Annotated in this window: 14 protein-coding genes; 11 read left to right on the forward strand and 3 right to left on the reverse strand. The window is 61.5% G+C overall.

The window, feature by feature from the left end; translation table 11 throughout:
- Nucleotides 1-51 precede the first annotated feature (51 nt).
- From PSCI_RS04325 to PSCI_RS04335, 3 genes are all read left to right on the forward strand, one after another.
- Nucleotides 52-1,293, forward strand: a complete 1,242-nt coding sequence (locus tag PSCI_RS04325; protein ID WP_231906359.1) for an OprD family porin — start codon at nt 52-54, stop codon at nt 1,291-1,293.
- A gap of 216 nt (nt 1,294-1,509) precedes the next feature.
- Nucleotides 1,510-2,136 (forward strand): isochorismate family cysteine hydrolase YcaC, encoded by a 627-nt coding sequence (gene ycaC, locus PSCI_RS04330; RefSeq protein ID WP_045483275.1) that lies wholly within the window; start codon nt 1,510-1,512, stop codon nt 2,134-2,136.
- A gap of 187 nt (nt 2,137-2,323) precedes the next feature.
- Nucleotides 2,324-3,277, forward strand: coding sequence for a LysR family transcriptional regulator (locus PSCI_RS04335; RefSeq protein WP_045483277.1), 954 nt, complete (start codon nt 2,324-2,326; stop codon nt 3,275-3,277).
- 60 nt (nt 3,278-3,337) lie between these two features.
- On the opposite strand, the gene PSCI_RS04340 is transcribed toward PSCI_RS04335, so the two are convergent.
- Complete coding sequence (locus PSCI_RS04340) at nt 3,338-5,701, reverse strand: TonB-dependent receptor (protein ID WP_045483280.1); 2,364 nt, start codon at nt 5,699-5,701, stop codon at nt 3,338-3,340.
- Between the two features lie 283 nt (nt 5,702-5,984).
- Between PSCI_RS04340 and PSCI_RS04345 the strand changes: the two genes are divergently transcribed.
- Nucleotides 5,985-7,586 (forward strand): alkaline phosphatase family protein, encoded by a 1,602-nt coding sequence (locus PSCI_RS04345; RefSeq protein WP_269451203.1) that lies wholly within the window; start codon nt 5,985-5,987, stop codon nt 7,584-7,586.
- A gap of 75 nt (nt 7,587-7,661) precedes the next feature.
- Here the strand turns inward: PSCI_RS04345 and PSCI_RS04350 are convergent, their stop codons facing one another.
- Nucleotides 7,662-8,567 (reverse strand): TauD/TfdA dioxygenase family protein, encoded by a 906-nt coding sequence (locus PSCI_RS04350; RefSeq protein ID WP_045483286.1) that lies wholly within the window; start codon nt 8,565-8,567, stop codon nt 7,662-7,664.
- A gap of 177 nt (nt 8,568-8,744) precedes the next feature.
- Between PSCI_RS04350 and PSCI_RS04355 the strand changes: the two genes are divergently transcribed.
- Nucleotides 8,745-9,659, forward strand: a complete 915-nt coding sequence (locus PSCI_RS04355) for a LysR family transcriptional regulator (RefSeq protein WP_045483289.1) — start codon at nt 8,745-8,747, stop codon at nt 9,657-9,659.
- 238 nt (nt 9,660-9,897) lie between these two features.
- On the forward strand, nt 9,898-10,083 hold the full coding sequence (locus PSCI_RS04360; RefSeq protein ID WP_045483292.1) for a hypothetical protein: 186 nt from the start codon (nt 9,898-9,900) through the stop codon (nt 10,081-10,083).
- A 55-nt stretch (nt 10,084-10,138) separates the two neighbouring features.
- Here PSCI_RS04360 and PSCI_RS04365 read toward each other — a convergent pair whose 3' ends face one another.
- Complete coding sequence (locus PSCI_RS04365; RefSeq protein ID WP_045483295.1) at nt 10,139-11,149, reverse strand: ABC transporter substrate-binding protein; 1,011 nt, start codon at nt 11,147-11,149, stop codon at nt 10,139-10,141.
- 287 nt (nt 11,150-11,436) lie between these two features.
- Between PSCI_RS04365 and PSCI_RS04370 the strand changes: the two genes are divergently transcribed.
- The 5 genes from PSCI_RS04370 (at nt 11,437) to PSCI_RS04390 (ending at nt 17,908) form a co-directional block, all read left to right on the forward strand.
- Nucleotides 11,437-13,020 (forward strand): ABC transporter permease, encoded by a 1,584-nt coding sequence (locus PSCI_RS04370; RefSeq protein ID WP_045483298.1) that lies wholly within the window; start codon nt 11,437-11,439, stop codon nt 13,018-13,020.
- Complete coding sequence (locus tag PSCI_RS04375) at nt 13,017-13,832, forward strand: ABC transporter ATP-binding protein (protein WP_045483301.1); 816 nt, start codon at nt 13,017-13,019, stop codon at nt 13,830-13,832. The genes PSCI_RS04370 and PSCI_RS04375 overlap by 4 nt, the downstream gene beginning before the upstream one ends.
- Nucleotides 13,833-14,385: 553 nt before the next feature.
- A complete protein-coding gene (ssuD, locus tag PSCI_RS04380) occupies nt 14,386-15,537 on the forward strand; it encodes an FMNH2-dependent alkanesulfonate monooxygenase (RefSeq protein ID WP_045483304.1) in 1,152 nt (383 codons plus the stop codon).
- 55 nt (nt 15,538-15,592) lie between these two features.
- Nucleotides 15,593-16,780: an acyl-CoA dehydrogenase family protein gene (locus PSCI_RS04385; RefSeq protein ID WP_045483307.1), complete on the forward strand. Its 1,188-nt coding sequence runs from the start codon at nt 15,593-15,595 to the stop codon at nt 16,778-16,780.
- Nucleotides 16,781-16,792: 12 nt separating this feature from the next.
- Entirely contained in the window at nt 16,793-17,908 is a 1,116-nt protein-coding gene (locus PSCI_RS04390) for a sigma-54 interaction domain-containing protein (RefSeq protein ID WP_045483310.1), read from the forward strand.

Consider the following 17,908-nt stretch of genomic DNA (forward strand, 5'->3'; position numbering starts at 1 on the left):
ATCAGGATGCTCGCAATGACTAACCGTATGAGTTGCCCCCAGCTGTTGAGCATGGGCGCGCTGGGCGTGTGTGTGTCTTTCTGCGCCGAGGCAGAACTGCTGAAGGATTCAACCGTGACATTAATGTCACGCAACTTTTATCTGGACCGTGATTACAAGGGTGCCACACCGTACGCCGAAGCCAGGGAATGGGCGCAGGGTTTCATCCTCAAGGCCCACTCCGGCTTCACCGAAGGCCCCATTGGGCTGGGCCTGGACCTGACCGGCATGCTGGGTCTGAAGCTCGACTCGTCACCCGACAGAACCGCAACCCAGCTATTGGCCTTTAACCCGCAGACCCGACAGGCGCGTGACGAATACTCAGAGCTGGGGGCGGCACTCAAAGCCAGGGTTTCCAAGACCCAACTCTCGGTAGGCACACAATTTCCCAACCTGCCGGTCCTCACCGGCAGCCCTGCGCGCCTGCTTCCACAAACCTTCCGGGGCGCCTATTTACAGTCAGGTGACATCAAGGATTTATCACTGCATCTGGGGCGAATGGACCGAGTGAACATGCGCGACTCCACGGACTACCAGCCCATCTCGATCGCCTCTCCCAATGGCCGCTTTCGGCCCGGCGCCTCTTCGCAAGAGTTTGATTTCATCGCCGGTGATTACAAGTGGTCCGACGCGCTGACGCTGCGTTACAACCACGCCAAACTCGACAACATCTATCAACAGCATTTTTGGGGGCTTTTGCACACGCTGCCCATCGGTCCGGGCCTGTTGAAAACTGACCTGCGCATTTTTGATAGCCGTGAGGATGGGCGCGCAGAATCTGGCCGGGTGGATAACCGGAGCACCGGGTTGATGTTCACCTACCAGATGGGCGCACACAGCTTCGGCCTGGGTCACATGCGCCAGACCGGTGACACCGCCATGGTCTACCTCGCAGGTGGCGAGCCCAATGTGTTGAGCGACGGGACAATGAGTGCGGACTTCGTCAACCCGAAGGAGCAGACCTGGGCGCTACGCTACGACTACGATTTCGCCGGGCTGGGCATTCCCGGCCTCAGGGCCATGGCGCGCTACCTGCACGGCAGTCACATCAATCTCCCGGCACTCGGGGGGGATGACTTATCGGAGTCGTCCAAGGATTTCGAGCTGTCCTATGCAGTGCAGTCAGGCCCTGTGAAGGGGCTGGCGCTGCGGCTGCGGCAGAATTTCTACCGCAGCGACCTGAGTTCGGCTGCCACGTTCAGAAGTGACAACGAAACCCGCGTGAACATCGATTACACCTGGAAGCTTTGGTAACCATGCGCTGCCATTGGCGCAAGGTCTGACCCACGCCACAACAACCCCCGGCATCAGGCTGGGGATTGTCGCTTTCAAGGTGACAGTAAAACGCTTTTCAGCCGATTTATCCCGTTCAGGTAAATCCTTAATCTGTGCCCAGGTTGAACACAGCGCTGAACCCAGCGCACTGACTCAACAACTTACTCAAAACCTCTCAGATAAAGGACTTACCCCATGGCCAACTTCACCTACAACCGCCTGAACAAAGACGACGCCGTAGTACTGTTGATCGACCACCAGACCGGCCTGATCTCGCTGGTGCAGGATTTCTCGCCAAACGAGTTCAAGAACAACGTGCTGGCGCTGGGTGATCTGGCCAAGTTTTTCAACCTGCCGACCATTCTCACCACCAGCTTTGAACAAGGCCCCAATGGCCCGCTGATCCCTGAATTGAAAGAGCAGTTCCCGGATGCGCCGTACATCGCCCGCCCTGGCCAGATCAACGCCTGGGACAACGAAGAGTTTGTCAAAGCGATCAAAGCCACCGGCCGCAAGCAACTGATCATCGCCGGAGTGGTGACTGACGTGTGCGTGACCTTCCCGGCCTTGTCGGCTCTGGCAGAAGGCTTTGATGTGTTCGTGGTGACTGACGCTTCCGGCACCTTCAACGAGACCGTGCAGCAAGCCGCATGGAACCGTATGAGCCAGGCGGGCGCGCAGTTGATGAACTGGTTCTCGGTGGCTTGTGAGCTGCACCGCGACTGGCGCAACGATATCGAAGGCCTGGGTAACCTGCTGAGCCAGCGCATCCCTAACTACCGCAACCTGATGAACAGCTACACCGCGCTGACTTCGCGCTGAGCCGAAGGCCTGCCGGGAACTCAAGCTGACGCTCCCCGGCAGGCCTGCTTTTACACGACTGCGCGACATATTCCTCTCTGAAATATGCATATCTCTTATTAACTGTTTCAGGAATAAGCGTTTACTTCTATAAGAGCGTTCATCTCGTTGCAGCCTCTGCATCCAACCGAACGCTCAGATGTAAACCATGCATATCGACCTTCGCCAGCTTCGTCACTTTATCGCTCTGGCCGAGCACCGCAGCTTTGTCGCGGCCGCCGCCGCGGTCAATCTGTCGCAGTCGGCGTTCAGTCGCAGCATCCAGGCGCTGGAGCACAGTGCGGGGTTTCAACTGGTCGACCGGGCCAGCAAGGAACTGCCACCGACCCAGCAGGGCCTGGTGGTGCTGGAACATGCCCGGCGGCTGATCCGCGAGGCCCAGGAGCTGAACAACGAGATTGGCCGCCTGAACGGGGCAGAAATCGGCACCCTGCGGTTCGGTTGCGGACCGGCACCGGCCGGGCAACTGGTGCCCAGGGCGGTAGCGCTGTTCATCGCCGAGTATCCCAAGGCCAAAGTGCATTTTCAGGTGGATAACTGGCAGGACCTCAACCAGCGGTTGATCAGCGAGGACATCGAGTTTTTCGTGGCCGACACCCGGCGCTTTGAAGCGGACCCCGATTACCGCATTACCCGCCTGCGTGCACAACGCATGCGCTTTTATTGCCGCGCCGATCACCCCTTGGCGCAGCAGGCATCGGTGACTTGCAAAGAGCTGTTCGGCTATCCGCTGGCGACCACCTTCCGCCCACCGAACATCCGCAAGTTACTCACCGAATACAGCGGCCGCCGCGATTTCGTGCCTCAGGTGGAATGCGAGCACACCTACGCGTTGCTCAATGTGGTCCGCCATTCGGATGCCATTGCCATCGGTAATGCGATGAACCCGGAACCGGCCTTGTTCACCGATGAGTTGCACTGGCTGCAACCGGTGGACCTGCCGCCGCATCTGGAAGAAATGAACACGCGCTACGGCATCGTCAGCCGTAACGCGAGGTCCTTGTCATCGCTGGCCAAGGCGATGATCGGCCTGATCGAAAAGACCGATCTGCACCTGGCCGACCACCTCAGCGGCGTGCCAATGCCGCATGTCGGGGTGTAGATAGGCCCGGCCGGGCCTACAAGCATTCACCCGCAGGAGATGCTTATGCCTCAAAGCATTTCAGAAGTCGTAACGCCCGGTCACACCCACGGTCCGCGGTGCGCCCATAAAGCCCGAGTAGCCGCCGTTAGGCTCACTCCACAACGAGGTGTAGTAGGTCTTGTCGAAGGCGTTCTTCACCCACAGCGACACATCCCACTGACCCTGGCCCCAGTCGCCGCGCAAGCCGGTGGCGAAGTTGGCCACGCCGTAGCCGGGGATCTGCGCATGCACGGAGTCTTCGACGATGCCCACAGCCCGCGAGCGATAGGCGTAGCTGCCGGTCACGTACTGCTCCAGGCCGTTGTCCCAGCCCCACGTGTATTCACCGTTGAAGTTAGCAATCCACTTCGAGGCGCCGACCACCTGATTGCCGCTCAGGTCGCAGGATGCCGGGGCACCGGGACGCAAGCTGACCTCCGGCGGGCACGGCGCATCCTTGTACGACAGATAACGCACGTCGTTGTAAGAGCCGTTGAGGTTGAGGGTCAGGCCGCGCAGCGGCACCACAGTAGCCTCCAGCTCCGCGCCGCGTGAACGCACAGAGCCTGCGTTGGTCAGGTACTGCACGCGGTTGGCTTGGTCGTAAGCGGTGGTCTGGTAGCCGTTGACCTGGGTCCAGAACAGGTTGCCGTTGAGTTGCAGACGGTTGTCCCACAGGGTGCTCTTGACGCCCAGCTCGAGGTTGTTGGCGCGCTCGGCACCGATCAACAGCGAGTCGGCACCGGCAGTCGGTGCGGTGCCAACCGTGAGATTGACGCCGCCAGACTTCTCGCCGTGCGACAGGGTCGCGTAACCCAGCACATCGTCGCTGAACTTGTAGCTCAGGTTGAGCAGCCCCGACGGGCTGATGCTGTACTGGTTAAGATCGCCGGAGTCATAGACACCATACCGACCGTTGCGCGCGGTCAGCGCAGCACCGGTCACCGCCACGCCGCCGGTTGGCGCGCTGCGGTTGACCCAGGCGCTCTTTTCTTCATAGGTGCCGCGAATGCCCGCAGTAAAGTCCAGCTTTGGCGTCAGGTGCCAGGTGCCCTGGCCAAACAGTGCGAAGCTGTTGGTGTCGATATGGCCCTTGGCAACGCTCTCGACATTGGCCAGCGCGCCTGCGGCAGTGCCGTTCCAGACATCGGCCAGCGGGCCGTTGCTGGCCTTGTTGGTGTTGTCCAGGTCCGAGCCATAGTAGTAAGCGCCAAGCACGTAATCGAAGGCGCCGCCGGTGGGCGAAGCCAGCCGGATTTCCTGCGACCATTGCTGGCTCTGTACCGAGACACCACCGTTGTAACTGGCCGGCACGTTGATGCCGTCGTCGTTACGCGGGCTGAAATCCCACCAGCGATAGGCGCTGACCGAGGTCAGGGTGAAATCGCTGGGCAACTTCCAGTTGGCTTCCAGTGACAAGCCGCCCTGGTGCACAGTGACCCGCTGGGTGGCGTCGATATTGACCTTGCGATCGCGGCCATTGACCAGAGTGGCGCCGGCAGCGGCAGCCCGCGACTCATAGCGGTTTACGCCATTGATGGTCGGGCCGGTGCTGTACAGCGCGCGGGTGCCGGCACTGGAAGACTCTTCGTTATAGTCGCCGATCAGGCGCAGGTTGAAGTCTTCGCTGGGCTTGTACAGCAACTGACCACGAAAGCCTTCGCGCGAGCCGCCATTGAGGTCATGGCCGTTGTATTCGTTTTTCAGGTCGCCATCGCTACGGCTGCGGTAAGCCGAAAAACGCCCGGCCAGTTCATCACTGAGTGGCCCGGAGATCGTGCCTTTGGTCTGGAAAAAACCGTCTTCAGCCACCGAGGTTTCAATCGTACGTTCCGGGGTAAAGCTCGGCGCCCGAGTGCTGATATTGACCACCCCGGCGGTGGTGTTTTTACCAAACAGCGTACCTTGCGGGCCGCGCAGCACTTCCAGTTGCTCGATGTCCATCAGGTCGAACACCGCCATGCCGGGGCGGCCCAGATAAACGTTATCAATGTACAACCCGGCACTGCCCTCCAAACCGTCACTGGCCGGGTTGTTACCCAGACCGCGGATCGACACACTGGACTGCCGGGCGTGCATGTAAGCCACGTTCAAGCTTGGGGTCAGTTGTTGCAGGTCCTGAATACGATAAACGCGCTGGCTTTCCAGGGTCTGGCCACTGACCACACTGATCGGCGTCGGCACGTTCTGCGCACTCTCCTCACGGCGTCTGGCCGTCACGGTCACGGTTTTCAATTGCGCGTCGGCTGCCTGCGAGGTGCCCGCCTGGGGCGGCTCGGCATTGAGCGAGGTCTCGGCGGCATGGGCATATGACCCGCCGGCACACCCCGCCAGCAACAGCGCCAAAGGTAGACGTTTAAGTGGCCAGCGCGGCAGCGGATGAGTCGTTGCGGACGGGTTCATACAGGCTCCTTTCAAGCAATCACACACAAACGGCGACTCGCCCGAATATTCTATTAAGTTATATATTTATTAATTAAAAGATTTCAAATGCATAAGAGCATGCATTTAAAAGGAGTCCATCCAGACTTGGGAAATGCATTTGCCCAATATTTTTAATGTGCAAAATGCATATGCGAAAAGGGCTGATGTTATGCACGCCGCGCATCGTGGATATTCAATAAATGCGCTTGCCGCATAGGTTCGTAACGGCGCAAATAAGCCTTTTTGCAATCGGTGGTGAACCGTGTCCAAGCCTGTGCGCAATGTGCTTTACATCATGTGCGACCAACTGCGTCGTGATTACCTGTCCTGTTACGGCCACCCGCATCTGCACACGCCGAACATCGACCGCCTGGCCGCTGCCGGGGTGCGCTTCAGCCGCGCCTACACCCAAGGCACTATTTGTGGCCCGTCGCGGATGTCGGCCTATACCGGGCGTTATGTGAGCAGTCATCAAGTGGCGTGGAATGCCGTGCCGTTGCCACTGGATGAGCTGACCATCGGTGACTACCTGCGCCCGACAGGGATTCGCACTGCGCTGGTGGGCAAGACCCACGCCACCCCCAACAGCGACGCACAGCAACGCCTGAACCTGCCGGCAGGCAGCGCGCAGGTGCAGCAACTCGACGAAGTGGGTTTTGAACCCTATGTACGCCACGACGGCCTGTACCCTGACGACCCGGTATTCACAGAAAAACGCGAGAGCGCGCCTTATACCCACTACCTGCGCGAGCAGGGCTTTGCCGGCGACAACCCGTGGCATGACTGGGCCAACGCGGCCGAAGGCGAAAACGGTGAGCTGCTCAGCGGCTGGAAGATGCGCAATGCGCATCGACCGGCGCGCATTCCCGAACAGTACTCAGAGACGGTCTACACCACCGAACGCGCGATCGACTTCATCGATGAACAAGGCGAGCAACCCTGGTGCCTGCACCTGTCGTATATCAAGCCGCACTGGCCCTATATTGCGCCTGCGCCCTATCACTCGCTGTACAGCCATGCGCAAGTGATCGACCCGATCCAGCCGGCCGAACCCAATGATCACCCGGTGTACGCCGCGTTTCGTCAGCATCAAGAGAGCCAGAACTTTTCCCGCGATCAAGTGCGCCTGAATGTGGTGCCGACCTACATGGGCCTGATCAAGCAGATCGACGATCAACTTGGCCGGCTGTTCGAGCACCTGCAAAGCAACGGTCGCTGGGACGACACGCTGATCGTATTCACCAGCGATCACGGCGATTTTCTCGGCGACCACTATCTGGGCGAAAAAGAGTTTCTACTGGAACAGGCGGTGGGCATCCCGCTGATCGTCCGTGACCCACGACCGCAAGCGGATGTGACCCGCGGCACAGTGGATGAGCGCCTGGTAGAAACCATCGACGCCCTGCCGACTTTTTTGCAGGCGTTGGGCCTGCCGGCAGCCGATCACCGCCTGGAGGGCCGCTCATGGATACCGCTGCTGCACGGTGAACAACCCGACTGGCGCCGCTACGCCATCGCCGAGTACGACTACGCCTTCCAGGCCCCGGCCCGCGAACGACTGGGCCAGGCCATCGACCGCTGCCGCATGTACATGGTGCGCAGCGAGCGCTTCAAGTACCTGGCGTACGATGGCTTTCGCCCGCAGTTGTTCGACCTGGAAAACGACCCGCAGGAACTGCACGACCTGGGCAGCGACCCGGCCTTTGCCAGCGTGCGCGAACAGCATCAGGGTTACCTGTTCGACTGGCTGCGCGGCCTGAAACGGCGCACCACCATCAGCAACAGCGAAATCGACCTGCGCGGCCAGCGCTTTCGCTATGGCGAGCCGGCCGAACAAAAGCTGGTGCCGATCGGGGTGTGGTAAGCGGTACAACGCTGACCCGCTGGAAGTCAGCGTGCTGGCCAATGCAGGCGCCGCATACCTGTTGCCAGCCACCCATCAAGCGCCGCGTGTGGTGACGCTGCGCTGGCCATGCACACCCACCGGCACTTCACCTTGCAGGGTCACGCGGCGCACGATGCGCGCCTGATCGCCGTAGTCGTCGACGGCGTAGTGTTGGGTCGCGCGGTTATCCCAGATGGCCACGTCGCCCACGCTCCAGCGCCAGCGCACGGTGTTTTCCAGACGAATCACGTGGCTCTGCAGCAACTCAAACAGGTGCACCGAATTGGCCTGTGAATAGCCCTTGATACGTTTGACGAAGTGCCCCAACAGCAACGAGCGCTCGCCACTGAGCGGATGCACACGCACCACCGGGTGCTCGGTCTCGAACACTGTGGAAGTGAAGGTCTTGCGGTACTTCGCCGCCTGCTCTGCAGTGACGTTCGGGCGCGGGTTGGCATAGTCGTACTCGTTGCTGTGCACCGCCCATAGCTGGTCGGCCAGCTCGCGCAGCTCGGGGCTCAGGTCGTTGTAAGCAGCCGCGGCATTGGCCCATACCGTGTCGCCCCCGGACTGCGGAGCCACCACCGAACGCAGGATCGAGGCCTTGGGATAGGCCGCGACGAACGTCACGTCGGTGTGCCAGGAGTTGGCGCGCTGGCCATCGGCGGCGCTCAGTTGCATCAGGTAGCTGGAGCCTTCGCGCACGGGCACCGTCGGGTGTGGCACCGGCTCACCGAGCAGTTTGGCGAACGCTTCCTGGCCTTGGTCGTCTAGGTGGGTCTGGCCACGGAAGAACAGCACCTTATGCTCCAGCAGTGCCTGTTGAATGGCCTCGACCAGCACCGGGTCGAGGGTGTCGCTCAGGGTGACCCCGCGCACTTCGGCACCGATGCGCCCAGCCACCGGCTTGAGGTCGAGTTGATGAGGCACAGGTTGCTTGGCGATTGCGGCATTGCTCATGGTTGATCCCTCAGGGCCGGCAGACAGTGGTCAACGAGGCAGCGAGCTATAGATATGCATAAACGCTATATCTAAAAAACAAACGCTTCGTTGACGGAATAAGAGTCTGCATTTAAAACCTGTCCCCAGCCCGAGGGCCAATACCTTCGACCTATTTTTCAAATGCCGGGAATGCATATGGACCTTCGCCAGTTGCGCTACTTCATCGCGCTCAACGAACACCGCAGCTTTGTCCGTGGTGCCGAGGCCATGGGCATTACCCAGCCGGCATTCAGCCGCAGCATCCAGAGCCTGGAACAGGAGTTCGGCTGCGTGCTGGTCGACCGCGCCAGCAAAGACCTGCGCCCGACCCCGGAAGGCCATGTGGTGCTGCAGCACGCCTTGCGCCTGGTCAAGGGCGCCAACCAGCTCACCCGCGAAGTGGCCGAAATGACCAAGCTCGATGCTGGCGAGCTGCAATTCGGTTGCGGCCCGGCCCCGGCGGTAAAACTGGTGCCCGATGCGGTCGCCAGCTTCATCAGCGCCTACCCAAGGGTCAAGGTGGGCTTTGAAGTGGACAACTGGGAAAAACTCAGCCGCAGCCTGAGCCGTGAAGAAATCGAGTTCTTCATTGCCGATATCCGCCACTTCGAGTCCGACCCGAACTTCCACACCCAGGCGCTGACACCCAAGCGCGGGGTGTTCTTCTGCCGGCCCGGCCATCCGCTGCTGGCCAAGGACAGCCTGTCGACCAACGATATGTTCGACTACCCGCTGGCTGCCACCCTGCTGCCGCCGGGGTTTCGCAAACTGCTGGCCAGCGCCAGTGGCCGCGACGACTTCAGCCCCGGCATCCAGACCGATCATTTCGCCAGCCTGATGAAAATCGTCCGGCAAACCAACGCCATCGGCATCAGCACCGAAGAGTGTTTTACCGAGGATGTCGCCCCCGGCGAACTGGTCCGCCTGCACTGGCGCAACCTGCCCATCGAACAGATGGGCGTCGGCGCGCGCTGCGGCATCGTCAGCCGCGCAGGCTTTCGCCTGTCACCGGCAGCCAGAGCGATGATCGACACGATTATCAGCCTGGATCAGGTGCACAAGGCGGCTTAGATCATAGGTCCCATTGCCTCGGCACCACACTGTCGCACAATAAACCCGGCCCCCCGTAGGAGCTGCTTCAGCAGCGAAGCCTTCGCGGCTAAAGCCAATACTGTTCGACTAGGCGCTAAAAATCTCTGTGGGAGGGGCCGGCCGGCGCTCCGGTTGCTAGCGAAAGTGGTGGCGCATTCGCAGCAGTTGCATATGACTTTACCGGCCTATTCACGAGCGAGCTCGTTCCCACAGAGACTTGCAATGTCTGGATGACAAAGCGTTCGGCGGTCAATACCAGCTGGATCTGCTGAATATCCAGAACACCCTTGATTTCAAAAAGCTGCTTTTGAGCAACCCAGAAGAAATGCGTGACGTCTTTATCCAGCAGATTCTTGAAAAGGGCGAGAAGCGCGAAGAGCCGTTGGTGGATGTCGTCGCATGATTGAGCATAAGGGCGCCTGCCACAGCAGCGCGCCCGTTACATCGTCAGGCCAACCTTACAACGCCCTATCCGACACCCACTCACTGACCTTGAACGGCTTGCGCACCAGACGCTGCTCCGCCGCCAGGTCTACCGACTTCTGCAAGCTGGCCAGAAACTCAGGGTCAAGACGCGAATCGAAGCGCACGCTCAGGTCCAGGCCCTTGAGGTCGTCCTGCAAAACCGCCTGGGGGTAGTTGGCCAGTTCCGCAACCAGTCCAATGTAGGCCTGGCGGTTGCTCTCCTGTTGCAGCCAGTGCAGCGCCTGGGCGTTGGCTTTGAGCAGTTTGTCGACCGCCTGTGGATGCGCATCGATAAACGGCCCGTAGCCCAGCAGCACGCTCTGGATGCTGCCGGCCCCGCCCAGATCCAGCGTGTTGAGCGGGATTTCGGCAAGGCCGCGTTCACGCAGCGAGTTCAATGACGCCGAGCCCCAGGTCGCGTCGATCTGCCTGGCGCCGAGGGCGGCGACGGCAGCGTTGATGTCCAGGTTGATGACCTTCAGGTCTGTTTCCTTGAGCCCCTGGCTGGCCAGTGCAGCGGCGAACGACAGCTGGTAGGCGGTGCCGCGAAAGATTGCCACGCGCTTGCCCTTGAGGTCTGCCAGGGTCTTGATCCCGGAGTCCGGTGCGACTGCCAGGTACTGCTTGATACCCCGCCCGGTGGCGCTGAGCAAGCGGGTGTCCAGACCATTGGCCTTGCCGATGATCGCCGCCAGATCGCCCAGGTAGGCGACGTCTACCTGACCGTTGGCCAGCGCTTCGTTGATGGCCGGGCCTGCGCCTTTGAAGAAATTCCACTGCACCTTGATGCCGTCGGCGGCAAACGCCTGCTCCAGCAGTTGCTGGCTGCGCAGCACGTCGGTGACACCCGTACCGCTTTTCTGCGGGCCGGCACTCAGGTCCGGGACCGCGATGCGGATTTCCTTGAGTTCGGCTGCGTTGACGATGCCTGCGGCACACGCCAACAGGCCGGCCAGCAGCGGCGCAGCGAAACGGAGGGCAAAACGGGGAAGTGAGAGATTCATGCGAGGCTCCTGGCGCATCTGAAGATGGGCGCCAGTCAGGCATACATCGCACCTAAAATAAAATACTAAAAAATGATCTTTTAGTAACTTTAAAGAATATTAGGTCTGTAACCCTTGTGCTTGCTGGGCCATGCACATCTCGCATGAAAAATATTCCGGGAATGCATTGGCTGCAATTGCCCAAGACGGTATTAATGGCAGCCTTTATCCCATATTTGAATCAAATTAATTTTTTATATTCATTTAAAGAATAAGCAAATAAGCATTGGTTTGCGACGGAGAGCCTGATGACCCGTGATGCCACCCTCCCCTTACCGCCCGCCGCACTGCGCCCCAATGGTCGCGCAGTGGTGCTGCTGGCACGCCTGCAGGGCTGGTATGTGCCAATCCTGATTTTCGCTTTGTGGTGGGTTGCCAGCCGCGAGCACTGGATGAGCGAACAGATCCTGCCCGAGCCTGCACTGGTCTGGCAGAGCGCGCTGGAACTGGCCAGTGGCGAGATCTGGGTCAACCTGGGCATCAGCCTGCAACGCCTGGCCTTCGGTCTGCTGGCAGGCATCGGCAGCGGTGCCCTGCTGGGTGCCTGGCTGGGCTCCAGCCCACGGGCTGAACGGCTGATCCTGCCGACCTTCAGCGCCCTGGCACAGATTCCGACCCTGGCGTGGATTCCGCTGTTTATGGTGTTCTTCGGTATCGGTGAAGTGCTCAAGCTGGTGGTACTGATCAAGGCCATCGTGGTGCCGGTCACGTTGCACACCCTGGTCGGTGTGCGCGACGCCCAGCCGCGCTTGCGGGAAGCCGCGGCCGTGCTGCGGCTGCCGCGCGCCCTGCTGATCCGCCGGCTGATCCTGCCTGCGGCCCTGCCCTCGTTCATGGCCGGCGTGCGTCTGGCGCTGTCGGCAGGCTGGTCGTCGCTGCTGGCCGTGGAGCTGCTGGCCTCCAGCGAAGGCATCGGCTACCTGATGGTCTGGGCCCGGCAGTTGTTCATGCTTGATATCGTCTTCGTCTGCATCGCGGTGATCGGTGTGGTCGGGGTGAGCATGGACCTGTTCATCGGCCGGGCCGACCGCAAGCTGGTGCACTGGCCGCACCCGCCCACCGCGCAACTGAATCGTGGCCGGGCCCAATCGGGCTGGGCCGCCTGGTACCTGCCCATCGCGTTGCTGCTGCTCTGGCAGGCCGCGTATCAGTTGCAATGGGTCGACCGGCAGATTCTGGTCTCGCCGCTGCTGGTGCTGCAAACCACTTGGGCCGGGCTGCTCGACGGCAGCCTGCCCGGCGCCATGCTGACGAGCCTGAGCCGCACCCTCGGCGGCCTGTTGCTCGGTGGCCTGGCCGGGTTCAGCATCGGCCTGCTGCTGGGCCTGTCGAAACCCGCCGAGCGGCTGTTCGGCCCGAGCCTGGGCGCGCTGCGGCAGATCGCGATTTTCGCCTGGGTGCCGCTGCTGACGGCATGGTTCGGCCTGGGTGAACCGGCCAAGTGGGTGTTCGTCTCGTTCGCAGCGTTTTTCCCGCTGTACATCGCCACCCAGCGCAGTGTCGCCAACCAGTCACCGCAACTGGCTGAAGCGGCGCGGGTGCTGCGCCTGAGCCCGTTGCAGCGTCTGGGCCGGTTGGTGTTGCCCGGTGCGGCGCCCGGTATCTTCGGCGGCCTGCGCCTGAGTCTGATCTACGCCTGGCTGGGCACCATCGGTTCGGAATACTTCATGCCCTCGAATGGCGGCATCGGCAGCCTGATGATCGGTGCCCAGCAACTGCTGCGCATGGACGTGATCATGGCCGGCATGTTGCTGGTCGGACTGACCGGCGCCTTGCTCAACTTCCTCGGACAACGCATCGAAGCGCGGGCCACGCGCTGGAGACACGCATGACTCAAGCTATCGTCAGTTTCAACCATGTCGGCAAGGTCTTCGAGGTCGATGGCGGCCAGATCGAGGCCATCAAAGAATTCAACCTGCAGATTGCCGAAGGAGAATTCGTCGCCATCGTCGGCTCCAGCGGCTGCGGCAAATCAACCCTGCTGCGCCTGCTGATCGGCCTGGACACCGAGTACCGTGGCGAGATTCGGGTCGACGGCAAGGTGGTCGAAGGCATCGGCAGCGAACGCGGCATCGTGTTCCAGGAGCACCGGCTGTTTCCTTGGCTGACCGTGCAGGACAACATCGGTCTGGGGCTGGTCAACGAGCCACTGAGCAACGAACAGAAACAACAGCGGGTCGCCGACTTCATCGACCTGGTGGGCCTCAAGGACTTTGCCCGTGCTTACCCGCACCAGTTGTCCGGCGGCATGGCACAACGGGTGGCCATCGCCCGTGGCCTGGTGGCCAGCCCGCGTATCCTGCTGCTCGACGAACCGTTTGGCGCCCTCGACGCGCTGACCCGCCAGCAGATGCAGAACGAACTGCTGGCAATCCGCGAACGGGCAAAAATCACCACGGTGCTGGTGACCCATGACGTCGAAGAAGCGATCTTCCTCGCCGACCGGGTGGTGGTCATGGAGCCGCGGCCGGGGAGGATCAAGCGCGTGGTCGACATCAACCTGCCGCACCCGCGCCAGCGCAGCGGCTATGACTTTCACCTGCTGCGCGAAGAGCTGCTGCATGAACTGACCAGCGACGAGCAGTACGTCGCGCCCAAGCCCACGCACATTCACGACCTGCACCCGGCATTGATTGCGCTGTAAGAGCGGCTTTAGCCGCAATACTGTTCAATTAGACCGGTGGGAGCAACCGGCCGGCGCTCCGGTTGCTGTGGTCCGGCATCCCGGCGAAGACGGCGGCACATTCGCAGCAGATGTAGTGTTTTTACTGGCCTCTTCGTCGGAATGCCGCCCAGACCAAGGTCGCTCCCACAAAGGCACGCAGTGCTTATCTGAACAATATTGGCTTTAGTCGCGAAGGCCCCAGCTCACGAGCATCACCGCCCGCCCCTCACCGGAGCTTGATTGCATCGCGCACCTCTCCCACGGCAACTGTTGCTCAGCCAACAGTTGTTGGGCAGCAATCACCGCTGAGCAACAGCAACGCCCTCATCCTTGGTGAAAAACCCCGTGAAAAGCCCCGGCCCGCCTGGGTCTGGGCTTGTGGCACAGGACTTGCGAACCCGCCTTGTCCAGCCTGTTAACGGGCTCACATTAAGGAAGCGATCATGAGCGCATTTGTGCATGGCGCTGCGGCCTGCCGCGGCGTCTGCTGTTCATTCACCGTCATTGATCAATGTCACTCAGGGAGCCGCGCATGAATGTGTTCTGGTTTCTGCCGACCCACGGTGACGGTCATTACCTGGGCACCGCCAAGGGGGCACGGCCGGTCACCCTCGGTTATCTCAAACAAGTGGCCCAGGCGGCTGATGGGCTGGGTTACCACGGCGTGTTGATTCCCACCGGACGCTCCTGCGAGGACTCCTGGGTCGTGGCCTCGGCCCTGGCGCCGCTGACTGAAAAGCTGCGTTTTCTGGTGGCGATTCGGCCGGGCATCATTTCACCGACCGTCTCGGCGCGCATGGCCGCCACCCTGGATCGTTTGTCTGGCGGACGGGTGCTGATCAACGTGGTGACCGGCGGCGATCCCGATGAAAACCGTGGCGACGGGATTCACCTGAGCCACAGCGAACGCTACGAAGTCACCGACGAGTTCCTGCATATCTGGCGCCGCGTGCTGCAAGGCGAGGCCGTGGATTACCAGGGCAAGCACTTGCATGTAAAAAATGCCAAGGCCCTCTACCCGCCAATTCAGCAGCCTTATCCACCGCTGTATTTCGGCGGATCTTCCGACGCCGCCCATGACCTGGCAGGCGAGCAGATTGACGTGTACCTGACCTGGGGCGAGCCGCCAGCGGCAGTGGCTGCGAAGATTAGCGACGTGCGGGAGCGCGCGGCCAAACATGGCCGTACGGTGAAGTTCGGGATTCGCCTGCATGTGATCGTGCGCCAGAACGAAGAAGATGCCTGGCGCGCCGCTGATGAGCTGATCGCGCACATCGACGACGCCACCATCGCCGCCGCCCAGCAGTCGTTTGCCCGCTTTGACTCCGAAGGCCAGCGGCGCATGGCGCAGTTGCACGGTGGGCGCCGCGATAACCTGGTGGTTGCTCCCAACTTGTGGGCCGGGGTCGGCCTGGTGCGCGGCGGTGCGGGCACGGCGCTGGTTGGCAATCCTGAGCAGGTTGCCGAGCGCATCAAGGAGTATGCCGACCTGGGCATCGAGAGCTTTATTTTCTCTGGCTACCCGCACCTTGAAGAAGCCTACCGGTTTGCCGAACTGGTATTTCCGCTGCTGCCCGAACCCTACGCCAGCCTGGCCGGCCGTGGCCTGACCAACCTGACCGGCCCGTTTGGCGAAATGATCGCCAATGACGTGTTGCCCAGCGCCCGAAAGCAGCCGGCGTAAACCAGAAACGGCTTAATTTGAGGATTTTTTCGTGACGACGCCTGTGATTGCTCCTGTGAAGGCCCCTTTACCTGCCTCTTTCACCAGCCCCTTACACCTGGCCCGTAACCTGGCCTGCGAATTTGCCTCCAACGCCGCCGAGCGCGACGCCCAGGGCGGCACCCCCCAGGCCGAGCGCGATGCGTTGCGCCACAGCGGCCTGCTGGGTTTGAGCATTCCGACCCGTTTCGGTGGCCTGGGCGCCAGCTGGCGCGAGACTTTTGATGTGGTGCGCGAATTCGCCAAGGTCGACAGCTCGATCGCCCACGTGTTCGGCTTTCACCACCTGATGCTGGCCACCGTGCGGCTGTTTTCCCGCCCGGACCAATGGCAACCCTGGTTCGAGCAGACCGCCCGGCAAAACTGGTTCTGGGGCAACGCCCTGAACCCGCTGGACACTCGCACGGTGCTGAAGACCTTCGACGGCTGGCGGGAATTTTCCGGGCGCAAGAGCTTTTGCTCCGGCGCCAGCGATTCGGAAATGCTCATCGCCTCGGCGGTGGATGAAAGCGCCGGCGGCAAACTGATCATTGCCGCCATCCCCAGCGGGCGCACCGGCATTACCCTGCACGACGACTGGGAAAACATGGGCCAGCGCCAGACCGACAGCGGCAGCGTGACCTTTGAGCGGGTACGGGTCGAAGAGTCGGAATTGCTGCTCGACCCAGGCCCGTTGAGCACCCCGTTTGCTTCACTGCGGCCGCTGATCGCCCAACTGCACTTCACCAATCTGTTTCTCGGCATCAGTGAAGGCGCGTTCGAAGAAGCGCGGCATTACACCCTCAAGGAAAGCCGCCCGTGGTTCACCTCCAAGGCTCAGGACATCAGCGAGGACCCTTACATTCTGCGCCACTACGGCGAGTTCTGGGCATCGCTGGAAGCGGTGCGGGTGCTGGTCGAGCGCGCCTGTGTGCTGCTCGATGCCGCCTGGAACAAAGGTCCGGAGCTGGGCAGCGAAGAACGCGCGCAACTGGCGCTGGCGATTGCCAGCGCCAAGGTCAACGCCAGCCGCACCGGCCTGGACCTGACCAGCCGCCTGTTTGAAGTCACCGGTGCCCGCGCCACCCATGCCGCCCTGCGCCTGGACCGCTTCTGGCGCAACCTGCGCACCCAGACCCTGCACGACCCGCTGGATTACAAACTGCACGAGCTGGGTGACTGGGCCCTGAACGGTGCCCGCCCGACCCCGACTTTTTATTCTTGAGCGAGAGCCCTCATGCAACTGCTGACCCTGCCCCCTTCGCCGGCCCTGGCCACGTCCATTCGGGCCACCGCCCAAGTGTTCGAAGACCCTAAATCGCGCGCGCTGTTGGCCCACCTGCAACAGATCGCCCCCAGTGAGGCCAGTGTGCTGATCATCGGTGAAACCGGTACGGGCAAGGAGTTGGTGGCCAGGCACTTGCACAACCTCAGTGGCCGACGCAACGGGCCGTTCGTGGCGGTCAACTGCGGCGCGTTTTCCGAATCGCTGGTTGAAGCCGAGCTGTTCGGCCATGAAAAAGGCGCCTTCACCGGCGCGTTGAGTGCCAAGGCCGGCTGGTTCGAGGAGGCCAACGGCGGCACTTTGTTTCTCGATGAAATCGGCGATTTGCCGATGGCCATCCAGGTCAAGCTGCTGCGGGTACTGCAAGAGCGCGAAGTGGTCCGCCTGGGCTCGCGCAAAAGCCTGCCGATCAACGTGCGGGTGCTGGCAGCGACCAATGTGCATCTGGAAAAAGCCATCAACGCCGGGCACTTTCGCGAAGACCTGTATTACCGGCTGAACGTGGTGACCCTGTCGTTGCACGGCCTGCGCGAGCGGCCGGGCGATATCCTGCCGTTGAGCCGGCATTTCATCCGCACCTACAGCGAGCGCCTGGGTTACGGGCAGATGACCCTCAGCCCCGGCGCCGAAGCCAAGCTGGTGGGTTACAGCTGGCCGGGCAATATTCGTGAGCTGGAAAACGTTATTCACCACAGCCTGCTGACTTGCCGCGACGGTGAAGTACAAGCCGATGACCTGCGCTTGTCCAACCTGCGCCTGGAGCGCCAGGACGACGCCGGCTACTCGCGCACCGGCGCCGACGGTGACTCGCTGGAGCAACTGCTGCAACACACGTTCCGCCGGCTGTGCGAGGAGCAGCCCGGTGCATTGCACGAGCGGGTCGAAACCGCGCTGCTACGGGCGGCCTACCATTTCTGCCATCACAATCAGGTGCACACCGCCGAACTGCTGGGCCTGTCACGCAACGTCACCCGCACGCGGCTGATCGCCATTGGCGAACTGGTGGTCAACAAACGCCGCAACCAGGATCACGAACTGGATAACCGCCTGTTGCGCCTGTCGATCTGA

The sequence above is a fragment of the Pseudomonas sp. StFLB209 genome, assembly GCF_000829415.1.
Taxonomy (GTDB): domain Bacteria; phylum Pseudomonadota; class Gammaproteobacteria; order Pseudomonadales; family Pseudomonadaceae; genus Aquipseudomonas.